At 67.7% G+C, this 15,571-nt stretch carries 14 protein-coding genes and 1 pseudogene; 8 read left to right on the top strand and 7 right to left on the bottom strand.

The window, feature by feature from the left end; genetic code table 11:
- Positions 1-43: 43 nt before the first annotated feature.
- The 3 genes from OG194_RS00265 to OG194_RS00255 form a co-directional block, all read right to left on the bottom strand.
- Entirely contained in the window at positions 44-331 is a 288-nt protein-coding gene (locus OG194_RS00265) for a hypothetical protein (protein WP_327398730.1), read from the bottom strand.
- A 67-nt stretch (positions 332-398) separates the two neighbouring features.
- Positions 399-1,382, bottom strand: a complete 984-nt coding sequence (locus tag OG194_RS00260; RefSeq protein WP_327398729.1) for a helix-turn-helix transcriptional regulator — start codon at positions 1,380-1,382, stop codon at positions 399-401.
- A 340-nt stretch (positions 1,383-1,722) separates the two neighbouring features.
- Positions 1,723-2,298 carry a CGNR zinc finger domain-containing protein gene (locus OG194_RS00255; RefSeq protein ID WP_327398728.1) on the bottom strand — a complete coding sequence of 192 codons (576 nt, stop codon included), beginning with the start codon at positions 2,296-2,298 and terminating at the stop codon, positions 1,723-1,725.
- A 331-nt stretch (positions 2,299-2,629) separates the two neighbouring features.
- Here OG194_RS00255 and thpD point away from each other — a divergent pair, with 331 nt between their 5' ends.
- Both thpD and OG194_RS00245 read left to right on the top strand, forming a co-directional pair.
- Positions 2,630-3,532 (top strand): ectoine hydroxylase, encoded by a 903-nt coding sequence (gene thpD, locus OG194_RS00250; protein WP_327398727.1) that lies wholly within the window; start codon positions 2,630-2,632, stop codon positions 3,530-3,532.
- 281 nt (positions 3,533-3,813) lie between these two features.
- The gene (locus tag OG194_RS00245) at positions 3,814-5,127 is read left to right on the top strand and encodes an MFS transporter (protein ID WP_327398726.1); all 1,314 of its coding nucleotides are present in this window, start codon (positions 3,814-3,816) and stop codon (positions 5,125-5,127) included.
- Between the two features lie 145 nt (positions 5,128-5,272).
- Here OG194_RS00245 and OG194_RS00240 read toward each other — a convergent pair whose 3' ends face one another.
- Together OG194_RS00240 and OG194_RS00235 are read right to left on the bottom strand one after the other, a co-directional pair.
- Entirely contained in the window at positions 5,273-6,022 is a 750-nt protein-coding gene (locus OG194_RS00240; protein WP_327398725.1) for a transposase family protein, read from the bottom strand.
- Between the two features lie 494 nt (positions 6,023-6,516).
- The gene (locus OG194_RS00235) at positions 6,517-6,879 is read right to left on the bottom strand and encodes a hypothetical protein (protein ID WP_327398724.1); all 363 of its coding nucleotides are present in this window, start codon (positions 6,877-6,879) and stop codon (positions 6,517-6,519) included.
- A gap of 661 nt (positions 6,880-7,540) precedes the next feature.
- Here OG194_RS00235 and OG194_RS00230 point away from each other — a divergent pair.
- The 5 genes and pseudogenes from OG194_RS00230 to OG194_RS00215 all read left to right on the top strand — a co-directional run bounded on the left by OG194_RS00230 (position 7,541) and on the right by OG194_RS00215 (position 10,837).
- Positions 7,541-8,290, top strand: a complete 750-nt coding sequence (locus tag OG194_RS00230) for a transposase family protein (protein ID WP_327398723.1) — start codon at positions 7,541-7,543, stop codon at positions 8,288-8,290.
- Positions 8,291-8,640: 350 nt separating this feature from the next.
- Positions 8,641-8,874, top strand: a pseudogene (locus OG194_RS47565) (transposase family protein); the annotation flags it as partial.
- A 208-nt stretch (positions 8,875-9,082) separates the two neighbouring features.
- Entirely contained in the window at positions 9,083-9,724 is a 642-nt protein-coding gene (locus OG194_RS00225) for a transposase (protein WP_327398722.1), read from the top strand.
- Positions 9,725-10,261, top strand: a complete 537-nt coding sequence (locus OG194_RS00220) for a transposase (RefSeq protein WP_327398721.1) — start codon at positions 9,725-9,727, stop codon at positions 10,259-10,261.
- A gap of 78 nt (positions 10,262-10,339) precedes the next feature.
- Positions 10,340-10,837, top strand: coding sequence for a hypothetical protein (locus OG194_RS00215; protein ID WP_327398720.1), 498 nt, complete (start codon positions 10,340-10,342; stop codon positions 10,835-10,837).
- 261 nt (positions 10,838-11,098) lie between these two features.
- Here the strand turns inward: OG194_RS00215 and OG194_RS00210 are convergent, their stop codons facing one another.
- Both OG194_RS00210 and OG194_RS00205 read right to left on the bottom strand, forming a co-directional pair.
- Complete coding sequence (locus OG194_RS00210) at positions 11,099-11,767, bottom strand: DUF6461 domain-containing protein (RefSeq protein ID WP_327398719.1); 669 nt, start codon at positions 11,765-11,767, stop codon at positions 11,099-11,101.
- 74 nt (positions 11,768-11,841) lie between these two features.
- The gene (locus OG194_RS00205; RefSeq protein ID WP_327398718.1) at positions 11,842-12,879 is read right to left on the bottom strand and encodes a NucA/NucB deoxyribonuclease domain-containing protein; all 1,038 of its coding nucleotides are present in this window, start codon (positions 12,877-12,879) and stop codon (positions 11,842-11,844) included.
- Positions 12,880-14,099: 1,220 nt separating this feature from the next.
- On the opposite strand from OG194_RS00205, the gene OG194_RS00200 reads away from it, so the two are divergent.
- Complete coding sequence (locus tag OG194_RS00200; RefSeq protein WP_327398717.1) at positions 14,100-15,536, top strand: replication-relaxation family protein; 1,437 nt, start codon at positions 14,100-14,102, stop codon at positions 15,534-15,536.
- Positions 15,537-15,571 lie beyond the last annotated feature (35 nt).

The raw sequence follows: 15,571 nt of genomic DNA, 5'->3' as shown, positions 1-15,571 counted from the left end.
CGCGGGCGGCGGCGCGTGGCACGGGCGTCGAGAGGAGCAGGGCTCACTCCACGTCGTAGGGGTGGAGGGGCACTTCGGCCCGCCGCAGGGACCAGGCGGCCAGAGGGCTGCAACTGGTGGTCGCGTGCTGCCAGATCCGCTTCGCTGCCGCCTCGGCCTCGTCCAGGGAGGCGGCGCGGAGGAAGAGGCTGACGACAAGGTGGGGCCGCGTCTGCGTATGAACGCTGACGTGTTCGACGACGTCCGGCGCTGCGTCGTGGAGCGCCTGCTTGATCTCAGCGGGTGGGTGGACATCGCCCGAGGGTTCGAGGGTGAGCTGTACGAGGTACATGAGTGGAGTGTCCTGTCCGAATGGTTCTTTCCTTTCAACTGCTCGTCGATCCGTGACGTACGGGCCGTCACGGCCGGATGAGGCCCCTAGCAGCCGCGTGCAGGCCGGCCTGGAACCGGCTTCGCGCGCCGAGGTGGCCCATGAGCTTTGTGGCGATCCGGCGTGCCGTGCGGCCTGACACGCCCAGCCGCGCCGCAACATAGTCGTCGGTGTGCCCGAGGGACAACAGCCTCAGGGCTTCCAGTTGTTGCGGACTGAGGCCCTGTTCGTCACTCGACTGGGCGCTCTCTCCCATGGATTGGGCCGCCTGCCAAATATTCTCGAAAAGGGCGTACAGGGATGAAACTAATCCAGCCGTCCGGAGGACCACCGCCCCGGCCGAGGTGTCGTCTGAGTCGACGGCGACGATGGCGATCTTCTTGTCGCAGATGATCAGGCGGTTCGGCAGCGAAGGGGCGGTGCGTATGCGGCCGCCCCGTTCGGCGAGCCAGTCCGCGTGCGCGACCGTGAGGGGATCGTTGCGGACGCTGTCCAGGTACACGGTGCGCATCTGCACCCCTCGCGCGAGCAGGGCGTCCGCGATCGGGCGCGAGCTGCGCAGGTTGGCCTCCGTCTGCGCTCCGCCCGGGGCGAACGTCAGCAGCTCGTCCTGGACCTCGTTGTGAAGCGCCGCCAGGTAGTCGCGTACGGAGTCGACCCCGGTCAGGCGGTGCACCTCGTCCTTGGGGCTCTCCTGGGTGAACTCCGACTTGAGCTGTAAGGCGGCGGCCTGGACCTCCTGCACGCGCTGCTGCTGGGCCGCGAGCTCGGCTCGTTCCTTGGCGAGCAGGATCTCCGCGGCGAGGTGAGGTTCCACGACGTGGAAGCGCTGGGGGTCTTCGGGGGAGTGCCGCACCAGGGCCAGTTCGCCGAGGGTGTCGAGTGCTGCCCGTACCTCCTGCTCGGTCAGTTCGAGCCGGCGCACCAGCTCGGCCACGCCCTCCTGCGGATACGCCAGCATCTCGCGGTAGACCACTTCCGCGGTGGCGTCGATTTTCAGAACGTCCAGCATGTACTTCCCTCTCTGTACCTGCGTGCGGTAGCGGACGAGGGGGTGCGGGAGCCTGCGGTAACGACGCCCCGCCCTCGTCGTCTACAGCGCCCGACGGTTGTCGAGCGGTGGCATTCCGAACTCGCGAGCAGCACACTGCGGCGCGGGCCGCTTCCAACCCGCGAGGCAAGTCCTGGCGTTGGACGCGGTCGCGATGAGCGACGACGGCTCGACTGCTCGCTTGCGACGGTCGAACACGAGGCGCTCTGGCCACCGTGTGACTGGGTCGGGCACCTCCCTGACGGGGAGGGACGGCCAGGAGGCAGAGGGGCGTCGGCGTAGAACGGCGCCCGGTGCGACTTCAGCCGGCGTGGCTCGGGTCCTGGCGCTTGGTGGCGAGGAAACGCGCCTTCTTCTCGCGGTTCCCGCAGGTGTTCATCTCGCACCATCTGCGCGTGGCGCCCCGACTGGTGTCGAAGAAAGCGGCCCGACACGTCGGGGACGCGCACAACGCCATTCTCCCCTCGCGTGCGCCCGAGACGATGTCGACCGCGTCGGCGGCGATCACGCTGAGGGCGTCCTCGACGGAGGCGGAACCCAGGTACCACTCCTGTTCGCCCCGGCGTGAAAGGACCGCCGAGGCCTGGCCGCCCGTACTGCAGTCATTGATGACCTGGATGGCTGCGGCGGGAGGGGGGACCTGCGTCGCGACGGCGGTAGCGGCTTCGTGGATCGCTTCACGCAGTTGCCGAGCATGCTCCAGCTGGGAATCGCTGCACGAATCGACCCTGAGCCCGTTGACAGCCAACCAGTCGACCAGCCGCTCGGGGATGGGAATGCGTTCGACGGGTTCACCGCAGCGTTCTGTGAGGGTCGCCGTGAAGCTGGTCGCCAGCACCTTGCCAAGACGGAACTCGGGGAATCGCTTGACGGACATGGAACCACCTTAGCCGGTTGCCATGTCGAGGACAAGCAAGCGAACTGCTCCAGGTGGTTCCGCGCTGCTGGAGGGCACGGCACCCCGCGTCCGCGTCTCCGTGGGCGGACGGTGCGCTTCGCGGTCCTGATTAGGCCAAGGACGATTCAGGACACTCGAAGCCCCTTTCTTTAATCTCTGCGAGCTTGCAGTATCGAAAGGGCCGGAGGACGAACCAACGAGCCGCAAGAAAAAAGGCCTTGGAATTCCGGCATCTCGCCCCGCGAGCCGATGAATTGCGCTCCTATACGGGCAGAAAAAGTCGCCGCTCCCCTGAAGAGGAGAACAGCACATGACTGTCGCTCAGCGCCCAGACCTGTATCCGACCCGAGTCCTCGGTGAGGCCGTTCCCAAGCCGCGGACGGACCCGTCGGTGTGGGGAGAGGCTCCGGGCCCGCTCGACGCCGAGCAGCTCAAGCAGTACGAGTCCAACGGCTACCTGGTCCTCGACGACCTGCTCTCCGCGCAGGAGGTGGACCTCTACCTCTCCGAACTCCGGCGCCTCGGTGAGGACCCGGCGCTGCGCGCGAGCGAGCGCGTCATCCTGGAACCGGAGTCCGACGAGGTCCGTTCCGTCTTCGAGGTCGAGAAGGTCAGCGAGATCTTCGCCGAGCTGCTCCGGTCGCCCCGGCTCATGAACATCGCCCGCCAGGTACTCGACTCCGAGGTCTACATCCACCAGAGCCGGGTCAACTACAAGCCGGGGTTCGGCGGCGCCCCGTTCCACTGGCACTCCGACTTCGAGACCTGGCACTCCGAGGACGGCATGCCCCGGCCGCGCGCGTTCAGCGTCTCGATCTCCCTCACCGAGAACCACCCGTTCAACGGCCCGCTCATGGTCATGCCCTGCACCCACAAGACGTTCGTCCCCACGGTCGGGGCCACCCCGCAGGATTACCACAAGGAGTCGCTCCGTGTGGCCGCCCCCAGCGTCGGCTCCCCGGACCGCAAGCATCTGACGCGCATGGCGGAGCAGCACGGGATCGAGCAGATCACGGGTCCCGCCGGCTCCGCGGTGATGTTCGACTCCAACCTGCTGCACGGCTCCAACGGGAACCTCTCGCCGTTCGCGCGCTCGAACATCTTCATCGTCTACAACAGCGTGGAGAACACGCTGGGGGCACCCTACGCTGCGGACACGCCGCGTCCGCAGCACCTCAGCAACCGCGAATTCCCTTCCTCGCGGGGCATGTAGGGCACCCGCGCCCGTCGCCGCACAGGTGAGGCCGTGCTGGCCTCGGCCGTGTCCGCGCCCCCTCTCCGGGCGCCGCACGGGCCGGGGTCCGGCTTGCGTAGTTCCGGCCTCTGATCCGTCGCGGGGTCGACCTTTGACGCGCTACTCGCGCGGCACCCCAGGCAGGAGCGTGGAACCGGCTTGGCCGGTTGCCTTAAGAACCACGGACTGGTAGAACCGTCTTAGGCGGTTCATCATCGACCTGCGCTCGCCGAAGAAAGCCAACTGAGACGAGGTCTGCCATGACCGGAACTGTCCTTGCCCCAGCACGGTCCACCGCCGTGTCGAAGAAGGTCCTCTTCCCGCTGCTGCTGGTCCCCATGTTCCTGGGCGGTGTGGACTCCACGCTGTTCAACTCCATCGCCTACGACCTGCCGGTCCTGACCGACTCATGGCGCCTGTGGTTCATCGACGGCTACACGATCGCCCTCGCCTCCAGCGTCGTCCTCGGCTCGCGTCTGGGCGCACGCCTGGGTCCCGGCGTGACGCTGGCGACCGGCCTCTTCGTCTTCGCCCTCGCGGGAGCGAGTCCCGCACTGCTGGACTCGGCGACGACGTGGACGGCGAGCCGGTTCATCCAAGGCTTCGGCTACGCGCTGATCGTCTCCAGCGTCGCCTCGGTGATCGGCGGACTGCCCGAGACGTCGGAGCGCACCCTCGGCTACTCCCTGTGGATCACCACGTACGCCATCGGAGCCGGTACAGGACCCCTGATCGGCCGGGCATTCGTCGGCATGGACGCCTACACGATGCTCTTCTGGCTGCCCGCCGCCGTCGCCCTGGTGTGCGGGGTGCTCGCCACCGCGCTGCTGCGCGGCATCACCCTGGGACAGGCCTCGTCGACCAGAGTCGACGTCGCCTCCTCCGCCCTCGCCTTCGTGGGCTTCGGACTCTTCGTGGCCGGACTGCAGAGCCATGGCCCCGCGTTCGGGCGCCTCCTCGCGACGGTCGCGGGCTGCCTGGTCCTGGCGGCCTTCTGCACGCGGCAGCTCCGCTCGCGCGACCCGCTTATCGACGTACGGATGCTCAGCTTCTCCCGGCTCGGCGCGCCTTCCCTCGCGCTCGTCGTGAGTTCCGCCAGCTACACGGGATCAGTCTTCCTGTTCAGCGCGGAGGCCGACTCGCTCCTGTCGATCCTGCCGGTTTCGGTCCTGGCCCTGTGGGTCTCCCTCGGCGGGTTCGCGTTCCACAAGCTCCAGGCCCGCTTCACCGCGGTGCGCATGCTCCAGGTCAGCCTGGCCACCTGCGCCGTCGGCCTCATCGTGGCCGCCTTCGTTGGCCTGTGGCCCGCCAGCTTCCTGATCGGCCTAGGCGTCGGCGTCTCCATGGCCTCCGGCGACGCCTACCTGCTGGGCAGCGTCCCGCCGAAAGACATCGCGCGCGCCGCGGCCCTCCAGGAGACGGCCCTCGCGGTGGGTGCGGCGCTGGGCGTGGCCGGCTTCGGTGGCATCTTCGCCGCCACCGACTCGGTCGTAGGGACGGCCGTCATCACGGCGGTCATCATCGCCGTCGTCGTGGCGGCGCTGCGCTGCAACCGGGGCATCTTCAAGGCGTAGCTCGAGCGCCTCGCGGGTCACGCGGGTGGCCACTGGTCCGCCGGTGGCCACCCGCGTTCCGCGATCCGGACCCGCACCGCGTCCACCGAGGCGATCCTGCTGACAGTTTCCCAGCCAGGTTCCGTTGGCCGCTCAGTGAGCTTCTTCAGCGTTGCCGCTCCAGGGTGAGGATGGCTTTGGCGATTGACGTCATGCGGTTTGGGCTGCATCGGGATCTGCGGAAGATCTGCCAGGACTTCAGGCGTGCGACGCCGCGTTCGACCGGTGCGCGTGCCGCGGACAGCGCGCGGTTGAGGGTCTTCTCGGTGGGGGTGAGTTCCTGTAGGGGCTTGCGTTTGATGCCGGTGCTCACCCAGGGGCCGCCGCCCTGGTAGGCGAGGTCGGCCAGGATGGGGACGCCCTGGCGCTCGCAGATGCGGATGATCCGGTGGGTGCGGGCAGCGGTCAGGTCGTGAGATCGGCCCGGCAGTGCGGGTGAGAGCCACAGCAGCCGGCCGTCCGGATCGGTGACCACCTGCACGTTCACCCCGTGCCGGCGGTGCTTGTGGGAGTAGTCGGCCCGTCCGTCGCCGACCCGGTCGCACTCGGCGAGCGTGCCGTCCAGCAGGACGAAGTCCGCATCGGCCTCGCGCAGGACCTTCAGCAGGCCCGGCGCCCGTTCGGCGAGCAGGTGGATGACCGTGCTGGTGTAGGCGTGGGCGGTGGACTCGCTGATCCCGAACCCGGCAGCGATCTTCGCCAGGGTCGTGTGTTCGTGCAGGTACACCAGTGCCACCATCGCGCGCTGGGACGGGCGGAGCTTGCAGCGCCGGTCACCCTCACGGGTGACGATGAGCATGGTGACCCACTCCACGAGCGCATGGGGCAGGTCGAGTGCGGCAGGATAGATGACCAACGAGGCCCCCGAGCAGCGTGGTTGAGACGTCAGACATCTCGATCAACAGCCTGGGGGCCTCGCTCGTTGCGCTGCGTGGACCGTCACCTGATCGGTGGCCAACTCGAAGAAGCTCAGTGATCAGCGTCGTGTAGGTAGAGGGCGGAGAGCTGTGGGAGACGGCGCCGCATCTTTTCGGAGTCGTCGAAGTCTTCGCCCATGTTGTCGGCGTCCTGCTGTGCGTGCTCCTCATGAGGGGTCTTGTATGCGTCCCAGGCCTCGTAGAACGTGTGGTCTCAGCGCATAGCCTCAAAACAAGATCACCGAGTGGCCGTCGATACACCACTCCAGCGGACGTGACCCCCTGCCGGTTCCTTGGCGGCTATCGTGGTCGACCGTCGCTGCGGCCGGCCGTCTCGTACAGGCCTGATCACGACTCAGATTCCGGAAAGGCGCTGAAGGTGAGGAGGGCGGGGCAGCGGCGATCGGGCTCGCGCCCTCGCGGGCGCGCACGGTCACATCCCAACCTGCGCGGCCACGGCCCCCGCGGAGGCCAACACGCTTGTCAACGTATAGGTGTCGGCGAGTGCCTGCCGTAGGCGGTCCCGCTGGCTTGCGGAGGCATGGCCGGTCCTCGTGATCTCGTCTTCGACGCTCGCAAGGACCTCTTCAAGAGCAGCGATTTCGAATCCTCCTCTCAGCCGCCCCAAATCGGCGCGCAGTTCTCTGACGCTGTCCAACAAGTCCTGCGCAGCAGAGTCAGTCGCGCCGCCGACGGCATGGGAATTGAAGACTTCGACGTGGGTGTTATTGATGGCCGCGATGAGGCGGCCAACGACCTTCTGACCAAAGGTGAGGTCATCGCTGCCCTTGCTCATACAGTCCCACCCTCTTCTGCGGCCTCTGGGGCCAGCGATTCCATCGTGTTGGCCGGTTTGCCTGCGGCCGTCTGCTGCGTACGCGGTTGCTCCTTCGCGGGCTGAGTGACTGCCTCACGGATCTGGCGGATCTGGCCCAGCTGTTGAAGCAGGGGGGTGCTGCGGCCCCAACCGTCAAGGCACCGAAGGCTCCTGTGGCTTGCCCGCTGGTCCCGAACGCGGTGGCAGTGGCCCCGCCGAGCACCAGCCGCGTGACAGCGATGGCCACGATGGGGGGCAGGTTGATGAAGCTGAGGAAGCTCGGGGGGTTCTTGCGTCTGTTACCCGTGGGCGTCAGCCGCGCCGCGCGCCATTCGCCCAGTCGGCTGAAGAAAGCGACTGCTTCGATCAGCGCCCCGCCCGCCCCTCCGAGCAGCATGTAATCGATCACCGTCACGTTGTCGCCCCCGGTCCACGCTGAACGAACGCGCCTCCATGCTGCCACCTTCGTCGCCGCCACCGGCCCGCTCGTACGTTCCTGATCACGAATCAGGTCCCGGAAACAGTGAGCTTCTTCGAGTTGGCCACCGATCAGGTGACGGTCCACGCAGCGCAACGAGCGAGGCCCCCAGGCTGTTGATCGAGATGTCTGACGTCTCAACCACGCTGCTCGGGGGCCTCGTTGGTCATCTATCCTGCCGCACTCGACCTGCCCCATGCGCTCGTGGAGTGGGTCACCATGCTCATCGTCACCCGGGAGGGTGACCGGCGCTGCAAGCTCCGCCCGTCCCAGCGCGCGATGGTGGCACTGGTGTACCTGCACGAACACACGACCCTGGCGAAGATCGCTGCCGGGTTCGGGATCAGCGAGTCCACCGCCCACGCCTACACCAGCACGGTCATCCGCCTGCTCGCCGAACGGGCGCCGGGTCTGCTGAAGGTCCTGCGCGAGGCCGATGCGGACTTCGTCCTGCTGGACGGCACGCTCGTCGAGTGCGACCGGGTCGGCGACGGACGGGCCGACTACTCCCACAAGCACCGCCGGCACGGGGTGAACGTGCAGGTGGTCACCGATCCGGACGGCCGGCTGCTGTGGCTCTCACCCGCACTGCCGGGCCGATCTCACGACCTGACCGCTGCCCGCACCCACCGGATCATCCGCATCTGCGAGCGCCAGGGCGTCCCCATCCTGGCCGACCTCGCCTACCAGGGCGGCGGCCCCTGGGCGAGCACCGGCATCAAACGCAAGCCCCTACAGGAACTCACCCCCACCGAGAAGACCCTCAACCGGGCGCTGGCCGCGGCACGCGCACCGGTCGAGCGCGGCGTCGCACGCCTGAAGTCCTGGCAGATCTTCCGCAGATCCCGATGCAGCCCAAACCGCATGACGTCAATCGCCAAAGCCATCCTCACCCTGGAGCGGCAACGCTGAAGAAGCTCACTGATGAACGCGACGACGGCTACGCGGCGCTGCGCGGACTTGCCACCCGGCTCGGATCTCACAGCGGCTTCACGTCTCGCTGGACGCTGCACATCGACGACGGTGCGTAACACGCACATCCATGCAGGAAGAGCACGGATCCGCTCGCTTCCCGTACGGTGCGCCGCCGCCTTGCCCGGCGACGCGCGTACGGCTCACGGCAGCAGCTGGCCCCGACCAGATCGCCGACCAAGAAGGCTCGACCTGGCTGTGTGCGTGAGTAGCGGTTCTGGCGCTTTTTCCGGGCTCTGTCGCTGATTTGGGGGTGGTGACGATCAAGGATCGGTGGGCATCACCTGGGTGTGGGGGATGTGGTTCGCCTCGCCGACCTTCTTCTTCCGGGGGTTGGGGCGTCTGTCGAAGCAGTGGTTCTTGGGGACACCGAGGTCCGGCTTACTGTGCGGTCCACGGTGGGGTCGGCCGCCTGTCCGGGATGTGGATGGAGATCCTCGCGTGTGCACTGCTACTACCAGCGGTGTCTGGCAGACCGTCCCGTCGGCGGCCGTCAGGTGCGACTCGATCTGCGGGTGCGCCGTCTCGTGTGCGGTAACGGCAGCTGCGGGCGTCGGACGTTCGCCGAGCAGATACCGGACCTGACGCGTCGACATGCCCGCCGCACAAACGCGCTCACCACTCAACTCACCGACATCGCCTTGTTTCTGGGCGGACGTGCGGGAGCCAATCTGTGTGGGCGTCTGGCTGTGACCACCGGCAAGGACACCCTGCTCCGCCTGCTGCGCGCACTTGCCCGTCCCGGCGCCGGAATCTGTCCCGTGTCTGGGCGTCGACGAGTTCGCCGTGCGCCGCCGCCGGACCTACGCGACGATCCTCGTCGACATGAACACCCACCGTCCCGTCGATGTCCTCGCGGACCGCACCGCGCAAACGTTCGCGGCCTGGCTTCGCGAGCACCCTGAGGTCCAGATCGTCTGCCGCGACCGTGCCGGCTCCTTCCGCGACGGCGCCCACGCCGGTGCGCCACAGGCCCGGCAAGTGGCCGACGCCTGGCACCTGCTCCACAACCTCGCCGAAGCCGTCGAACGAATCGTTGGACGACACCGCGCCGACCTGCGCGAACCCCTCACTGTCCGCGCCGATCAGGACGACACCCGCCCACCCGCGGACATCCGTCACACCGCCCTGGGTGAACTGGACGTGCACGGACGGCCTCGACCGCTGGTGGCCCGCACCCGCGAACGCCACCAGCAGATCCACGAACGCATCGAACGCGGCGACAGCCTGCGCGCCATCGCCCGTGAACTCCACCTCAGCCGCGGCACCGTCCTGTGCTTCGCCCGAGCCGCTGATGTCCAACAACTTCTCGCTGCGGCAACCGGCCGCCCGAGCATGGTCGACGACTTCCGGCTCTACCTGCATCACCGCTGAATGGAGGGCTGCACCAATGCTGCCGCACTCACCCGGGAGATCCAACAGCTCGGCTATCGCGGAGACGTCAACACCGTCCGCCGCCACCTGCGGCCCTACCGCACCGGAACGATCCCGACGGATGCCCCGCTGCCCCATGTGACCGTCCGCCGGGTCACCGACTGGATCATGCGCCGGCCCGAGCAACTCACCGACATCGAACGCAAATGCCTCGACGAGCTATGCGAACGCAGCCCTGCACTGGCCACGACCACCCAATACGCCCGGCGCCTGGCCTCGATGGTGCGCGAACGCCGCAGCGAGCATCTGGCCCTCGACGTCTGGCTCGCCGACGTCCGCCTCGACGGACAACGAGAACTCCGTACCCTCGCCGCCGGCATACGCCGCGACCGCGCAGCCGTACTCGCCGCCCTGACCACTACCCACACTTCGGGAGCAGTCGAAGGCAACGTCACCAGAATCAAGCTGCTGAAGAGACAGATGTACGGCCGGGCCAACTTCGACCTCCTGCGACGCCGCATCCTCCTGTCACCTTGATCAACCGGCTGACACCCCCAAATCAGCGACAGAGCCCGGAAGTTGCGCCAGAACCCACTCCCACCTACCGAATCACCCGTGGCACAGACCCCGGGACTGAAGGCCGCCAAGGCGGCAGGCAGGCAGCACCTCGGCAAGGCGCAGCGCACAGCGCTCGAGCAGGCGAAGGCGGCCGCGCAGAAGAAGGCCGCCGGAAAGAAGAAGGGGCTGGCGAAGAGAGCAGCCGCACGGAAGACTGCCGCGAAGAAGACGGTGCCGCTGCCCCGTGGCTTGCTGAGGGCCGAGTTCCCGGGTACCTGCCCGTCCTGCCTCAAGGACTACGCCAAGGGCGAGGTCATCACGAAGGTAGCCGACGGCTGGGGACACCGCAGGTGCGCGCCCCGGAAACTGGCGGCAGGCGAGCGGGAGTTCGCCAGGAACAAGGCCAGGATCGAGAGCGGCGAGGCGTTCCGCGCCCGCAAGCCGTCCGACTGGCGGCTCGGAGCATCGCCGTCGAACACCCGCCCCTCGCTGAACTGCGGCCATGCGGTGGTGTTGGCCACGGACGAACCGTCCGGTCAAGGGGGCCAGGGGTGAAGCGGCATCTGCCGCAGTTCCTCTTCGGTGACCGCGACGATCGGGGTCTTGGACAGCTCGTATCCCTTGCCGGTCTTCAAGACCGGGACTTCGCGGTTCTCAACCCCGCCGACCTTCCGCACGCGCCCCCGGCCCGTGCCTGCCCGACGTTCTCGCCCCGTCCGGTCTCCGGCCGGGGCGAACGTGTTCATGCGGCTGGCTCGTCGGCTCTGTTCTGAACTGCTGCGGGGCATGGCCTGCCCCTCGCTGGAAACTGGCCCTCTACCGTGTGGGTGGGGGGAGGGTGCCGAGCGACGGACCCAGGGGCCTTGGTGCAATCGCATGGACGAAGGGTAGGGGTGCCGCGGGTGAGGGGAGCGGGGGAAGGGTCCAGGGCAGGATGGTGGTGAGCAGCGGGCCGTGCACGATGTCGGCGGTGAGGTGTCCGCCGATGCGGTCGCCGACGGCTTCAAGTGTGTCGAGGACGGCCGGCCGGTTGTGGTGGTCGGCGCGGTGGCGTTCGGCCGCGTCCCAGAACGGGTGGACGTCGGCGGCCTGAAGGGAGGATTTCTGTCCTGCTTCGAAGCGCTCGCGTGGTTGTCCGTCCACCCAGTGTTCCAGGGTGTGCAGCGCGTTGGCTCCGTGGTTGAAAGCGACTGTCTGGGTGCCCTGGGAGAGCGCTGCCAGGACTGCGGGCATGATGCCCTGGACGCCAAGAGTCTCGCAGCAGAAGGTCCATTCCCGGAGGGATCCGACTCTGAGGATGGAGCTGTCCGGGCCCGGCTGGAGGAGTTCGTAAGCCTGAGGGAAGGCGATGCTGCTGGCCTGGGAGGGGTCGGCGCCGTAGCGTCGGATAGCTGTCTCGGGGGTCACGCCGTGGGTGAAGGTGAGGCACATGCCCCCGTAGCCGCCACGCAGTATCCAGTCCCAGCTCGGGGACGGCTCGGTCATTCGTACTCCTGTAGTTCACTTCGGACCCGGCTGCTCCCAGGGCCCTGCCCTGGGAGCAGCCGGGTATATGGGAGTCAGACTGTGATGACGACTAGGTACTTCTCAAGATCGATGATGCGCTCGTTCTGGTTGTTGTTGCCCACCTTGCCGCCGGCTGCCGAGTTCTGGGTCAGTGGCACGTGGCCGCGAGCGCACGGTTCGTTGAAGGTGACCGCAGGAGCGTTGAGATCCTGGTAGATATGCCAGATACCGTCGCTCTCCAGCTGAGGAATGACGTCCGCGCACAAGGCGCCGTTCGTGCCTCCCTGGTAGGTCGAGGCGAAGGGGTATTCGTCGCAGCTGTCGCCGGGGACGGTGTCCGGAAGCGTCACGAAGGGCCTCGACGCTCCGCCTTTGCATGTGGCCGTGCGATTCCCTGTCTGGGTGGTCAGGTCGGCGAGCCGCTGGACCGGGTTAGCCTGGGATCCCCAGTGGTCGATCAGGTAGTTCTCGGCGAAGCCGTAGGTGGCGGCGGCGGCGCCGTAAACGGCCTGAGACAGTTCGAGTTTAGGCCGGACGTCGGAGATGACACAGCCGGTGCTGGTGTTGTCGACGAACGTGGTGTCGCAGCGCACCGTATGGGGGTTGCTCCAGGTGGCATCAATGTTGATGGGGGTGGTTCCGGGCTGATTCACCTTCAGGTCGTATTTGGTCGTGATGTTGCTGACCAGACCTGCACCCGGTGTGGAGAGGAAGGTGACATTGCCGGTTGCCGACTGGCCGAGCTTCAGCAGCCGACTGCCGGCCCACGGATTGGGCACAGTCGCGGTGCACGCGGCGGTGCAATTTGACGTTAGTGTCATTCCCAGCCCTGTTTCCAGGACCGTGCCTGTGGCCTCGGAGAGGGTGACTGTCTGAGATTCCTGCCACTGGCCGCTGTATGCCGACAGGGTGGCGGTGGCGCTGACCAACGCGACACCCGTGCCGAGGACTGCGCCTTGCGGGCTCCAGCTGGTGAGAGTGGCCTTATAGCTGTTCAGACAGTAGCTGTGTCGATCGTAGGAATATGAAGCTGGCGTGGTGCTGCACGTCACCGCAGCCGGTTGCGCGCTCGCCAGCTGACTGCTGCGCACCGGGTTGCTGCTGTCGGACGCCCCCGTCGTCTGGATACATGAGATGGCGGCTCCGTCCTTCCGCGCGGCTGAACCTGCGGGCAGCCGTGTGCAGTGGCGGGCTGATGACTTCAGGGGGCTCGTCAGGCGTGAGGCTGACTGCGGGGCGAGGTCTTGCGGGTCGAAGGTGCCAAGCAGTCTTCCGTGGGCGGGAGCTGCGTCTGCGTGGGCCCCTGGTGCGGTCGCGAGAGTTACGGCGGCTGCGGCAGCGAGGGATAAGAAGGCGGAGAGTACGCGACTTGTACGGACCTGCATGAAGATCCCTTCGGGTGGCTTGGTTGGTGTCGCTGTCAACTTCCCGGAATGCGGCGTGATCGTATAAGCGGTCTCGATCAACTTGCCAGGCGCAGCAGCCTCGTTGGCTCGATGTCACTCGGGTGATCAGCTGTTCAAGGAGAGTTGGCCGAGATGAATGCATGGCGCAGCGGCCACTGGTGGCGAGGAATTGGGGAACACCGCGGTTCGGGAAGAACGCGTCAGGGAGTTGCTGGTCGGCATTGCCGCGGGCCTGCTTGCCAGGCTGGAAGACCTGCCGTAACACCACCCCAGATCTGACCCGTCTGCTGAACTACGGCTGGACGGTGTGGTGTTGGCTACGGACGAACCGTCCAGTCCAGGGGTGGTCAAGGGCCGAAACGGACACCGCTGGCCGGGGTGAGCAGGTCGCGGACAAGGCGTGATCCGGCAGGGTGACATCCGTCCCGCACGCGTCGGATGCGTGCGGGACGGACGAACAGCCGCCCGTCCCGGCCCTGGTGCCGGAGAAAGCGTGAGGACACCGTGCCCACTCAGCCTGTGCCCGGACCCACCGCCCCTTCCCGTCGCCGTGGCCGCCAGGGACGCTCGAGTCCCGACCGCCACCAGGACCTCGCCGTCCGGCCCGGCCACGCTCCTCGTCCCCGGGGGTGGGCAAGCCGCCGTGAGCTCCTGCCACCGGCGCTTGCGGTCCCACTGCCGATGCCACTTTCGTGCCCGACACCGGAACACCCGGCATTTCCCCAGCTCACCACGGCTTTCCGGGCCTGTATCGGATCGTCACGACCCCCTTCTCTCCCCTATGACCTGAGTTGGTTGTCGGTGGTAGGGGAGAGCATCGGGTTCGGGGGCCCGGCGCCCTCTGCGGCCGGGCGGGGCCGGCGCCCGGCCGGTTGCCGGACGCGGACGACGGGAGGGCGGCCCTGATGGGCAAGCGCAAGGCGAACGAGGCGGGATCGTCGAACGGCCTGAGAGCTGACGTGCTGTGCGTGCTCGGGGTGCTCAAGGTCGCCACCGCCGACCAGATCCAGCGGCTGGCCTCACCACACCTGACCTACCGCCACACGCTGAAGAAGACGGCGTCCGTACGGAAGGAAGCGCGCACCGCCTCCCACCGCGGCGCGGCGAACGACCTGAGGCGGCACGGCCTGTCCGTCGACGGAGGCCGCACCCGGGGCGGTGAGGAAGTCCGGCTGCTCACCGCGGCCGGGCTGGCCGCCGCCGCGATCGACCTGGACCGTGCACCGCAAGAGATGGGCGGCATGCCCAAGAGCGCGGGCCGCTCCGGAGCCTCGCACCCCATGACCGTGAACGAAACGGTCATCGCCATGATCCGCCCGGCGCCCGACCTCGACCTAGTCGCGGGGGAGCCGGCCGAAGCAGTCGCCGCCGCGCAGGCCGCCGTCGACGCGCCCGACGAGATCGGCACCATCACCTTCTACGCCACCGAGGTCAGCCTGCCGGTGAGAGACACCTGGAAGACCCCCGCGATCGGCAGCGCCCGAGCCGACATCGTCGTGACCGTGCCGGGCGACGGGGTGCCGCTGCTGTTCATCGAGGCCGACAACTGCACCGAGGAAGCCACGCTGATCGCCGCGAAGTTCGACAAGTACATGCGGTTCTTCAGGCGGAAGGAGACGGACACCGACGGCATCGAGAAGCCGATGTGGCGCACCCACTGGTCCGCGCCTGAACCCGACGACTACGAGCGGGTGCATCCGCCGGTCCTGCTCGTCTTCCACCAGCTCGGCAAGCGCACCCTCAAGAGCCAGATGCAGGCGGTCGCCGACCTCACCCGCGACCACTGGCAAGGCCAGTGGCACCCAGGGGGCGGCTACCACTCCTACGACCGCTGTATCCCGATCGTGGCGATGACGCTGGATCTGCTGTGCGAACACGGCCCGGCCGGTGCTGGCGTTTCGGCCGCGACCGGCGCGAGCCGTTACTGGACGCGATCGGTAACCCCCGCCGGGACGCCGCCCTCGCCCGCTGCCAGGCCGACAGGACAGAACAACGGCGCCGCAAGCAACAGATGGCAGCGGAGCGGGAAGCCTGCCGCCCGGTGTGCGCGGACTGCGGGAACAATTTTACCGACGACCGATGGACAGCGGTCGACGTACGGGACTGGGGCCGGCGCCCGTCGCACCCACCCCTGCGTGAGGGCTGCCAGAGCCGGGCCGTCGCAACCGAGCGGCAGGCCGAATGCGACGAACGCGAGCGCCAGGAGCAGGAAGCCGAGCAGGCGGAACGGAAGGGCGGCGGCTGGCTCGGACACTGGCGCAACTGAACCGGCCACCCTCCCGTCAGCGCGAGGCTTGCCCGGGGCTGCAGGGGCAAGCCCTCGTTGTCGGTGGCGGCTGTGAGGCTGGACGACATCGGAAGATTTCAAGTCCAGTGA

The sequence above is a fragment of the Streptomyces sp. NBC_01288 genome (assembly GCF_035982055.1).
Lineage (GTDB): Bacteria > Actinomycetota > Actinomycetes > Streptomycetales > Streptomycetaceae > Streptomyces.
Note: the sequence above shows the minus strand (reverse complement) of the source record. Positions and strands in the feature narration are given on the sequence as shown.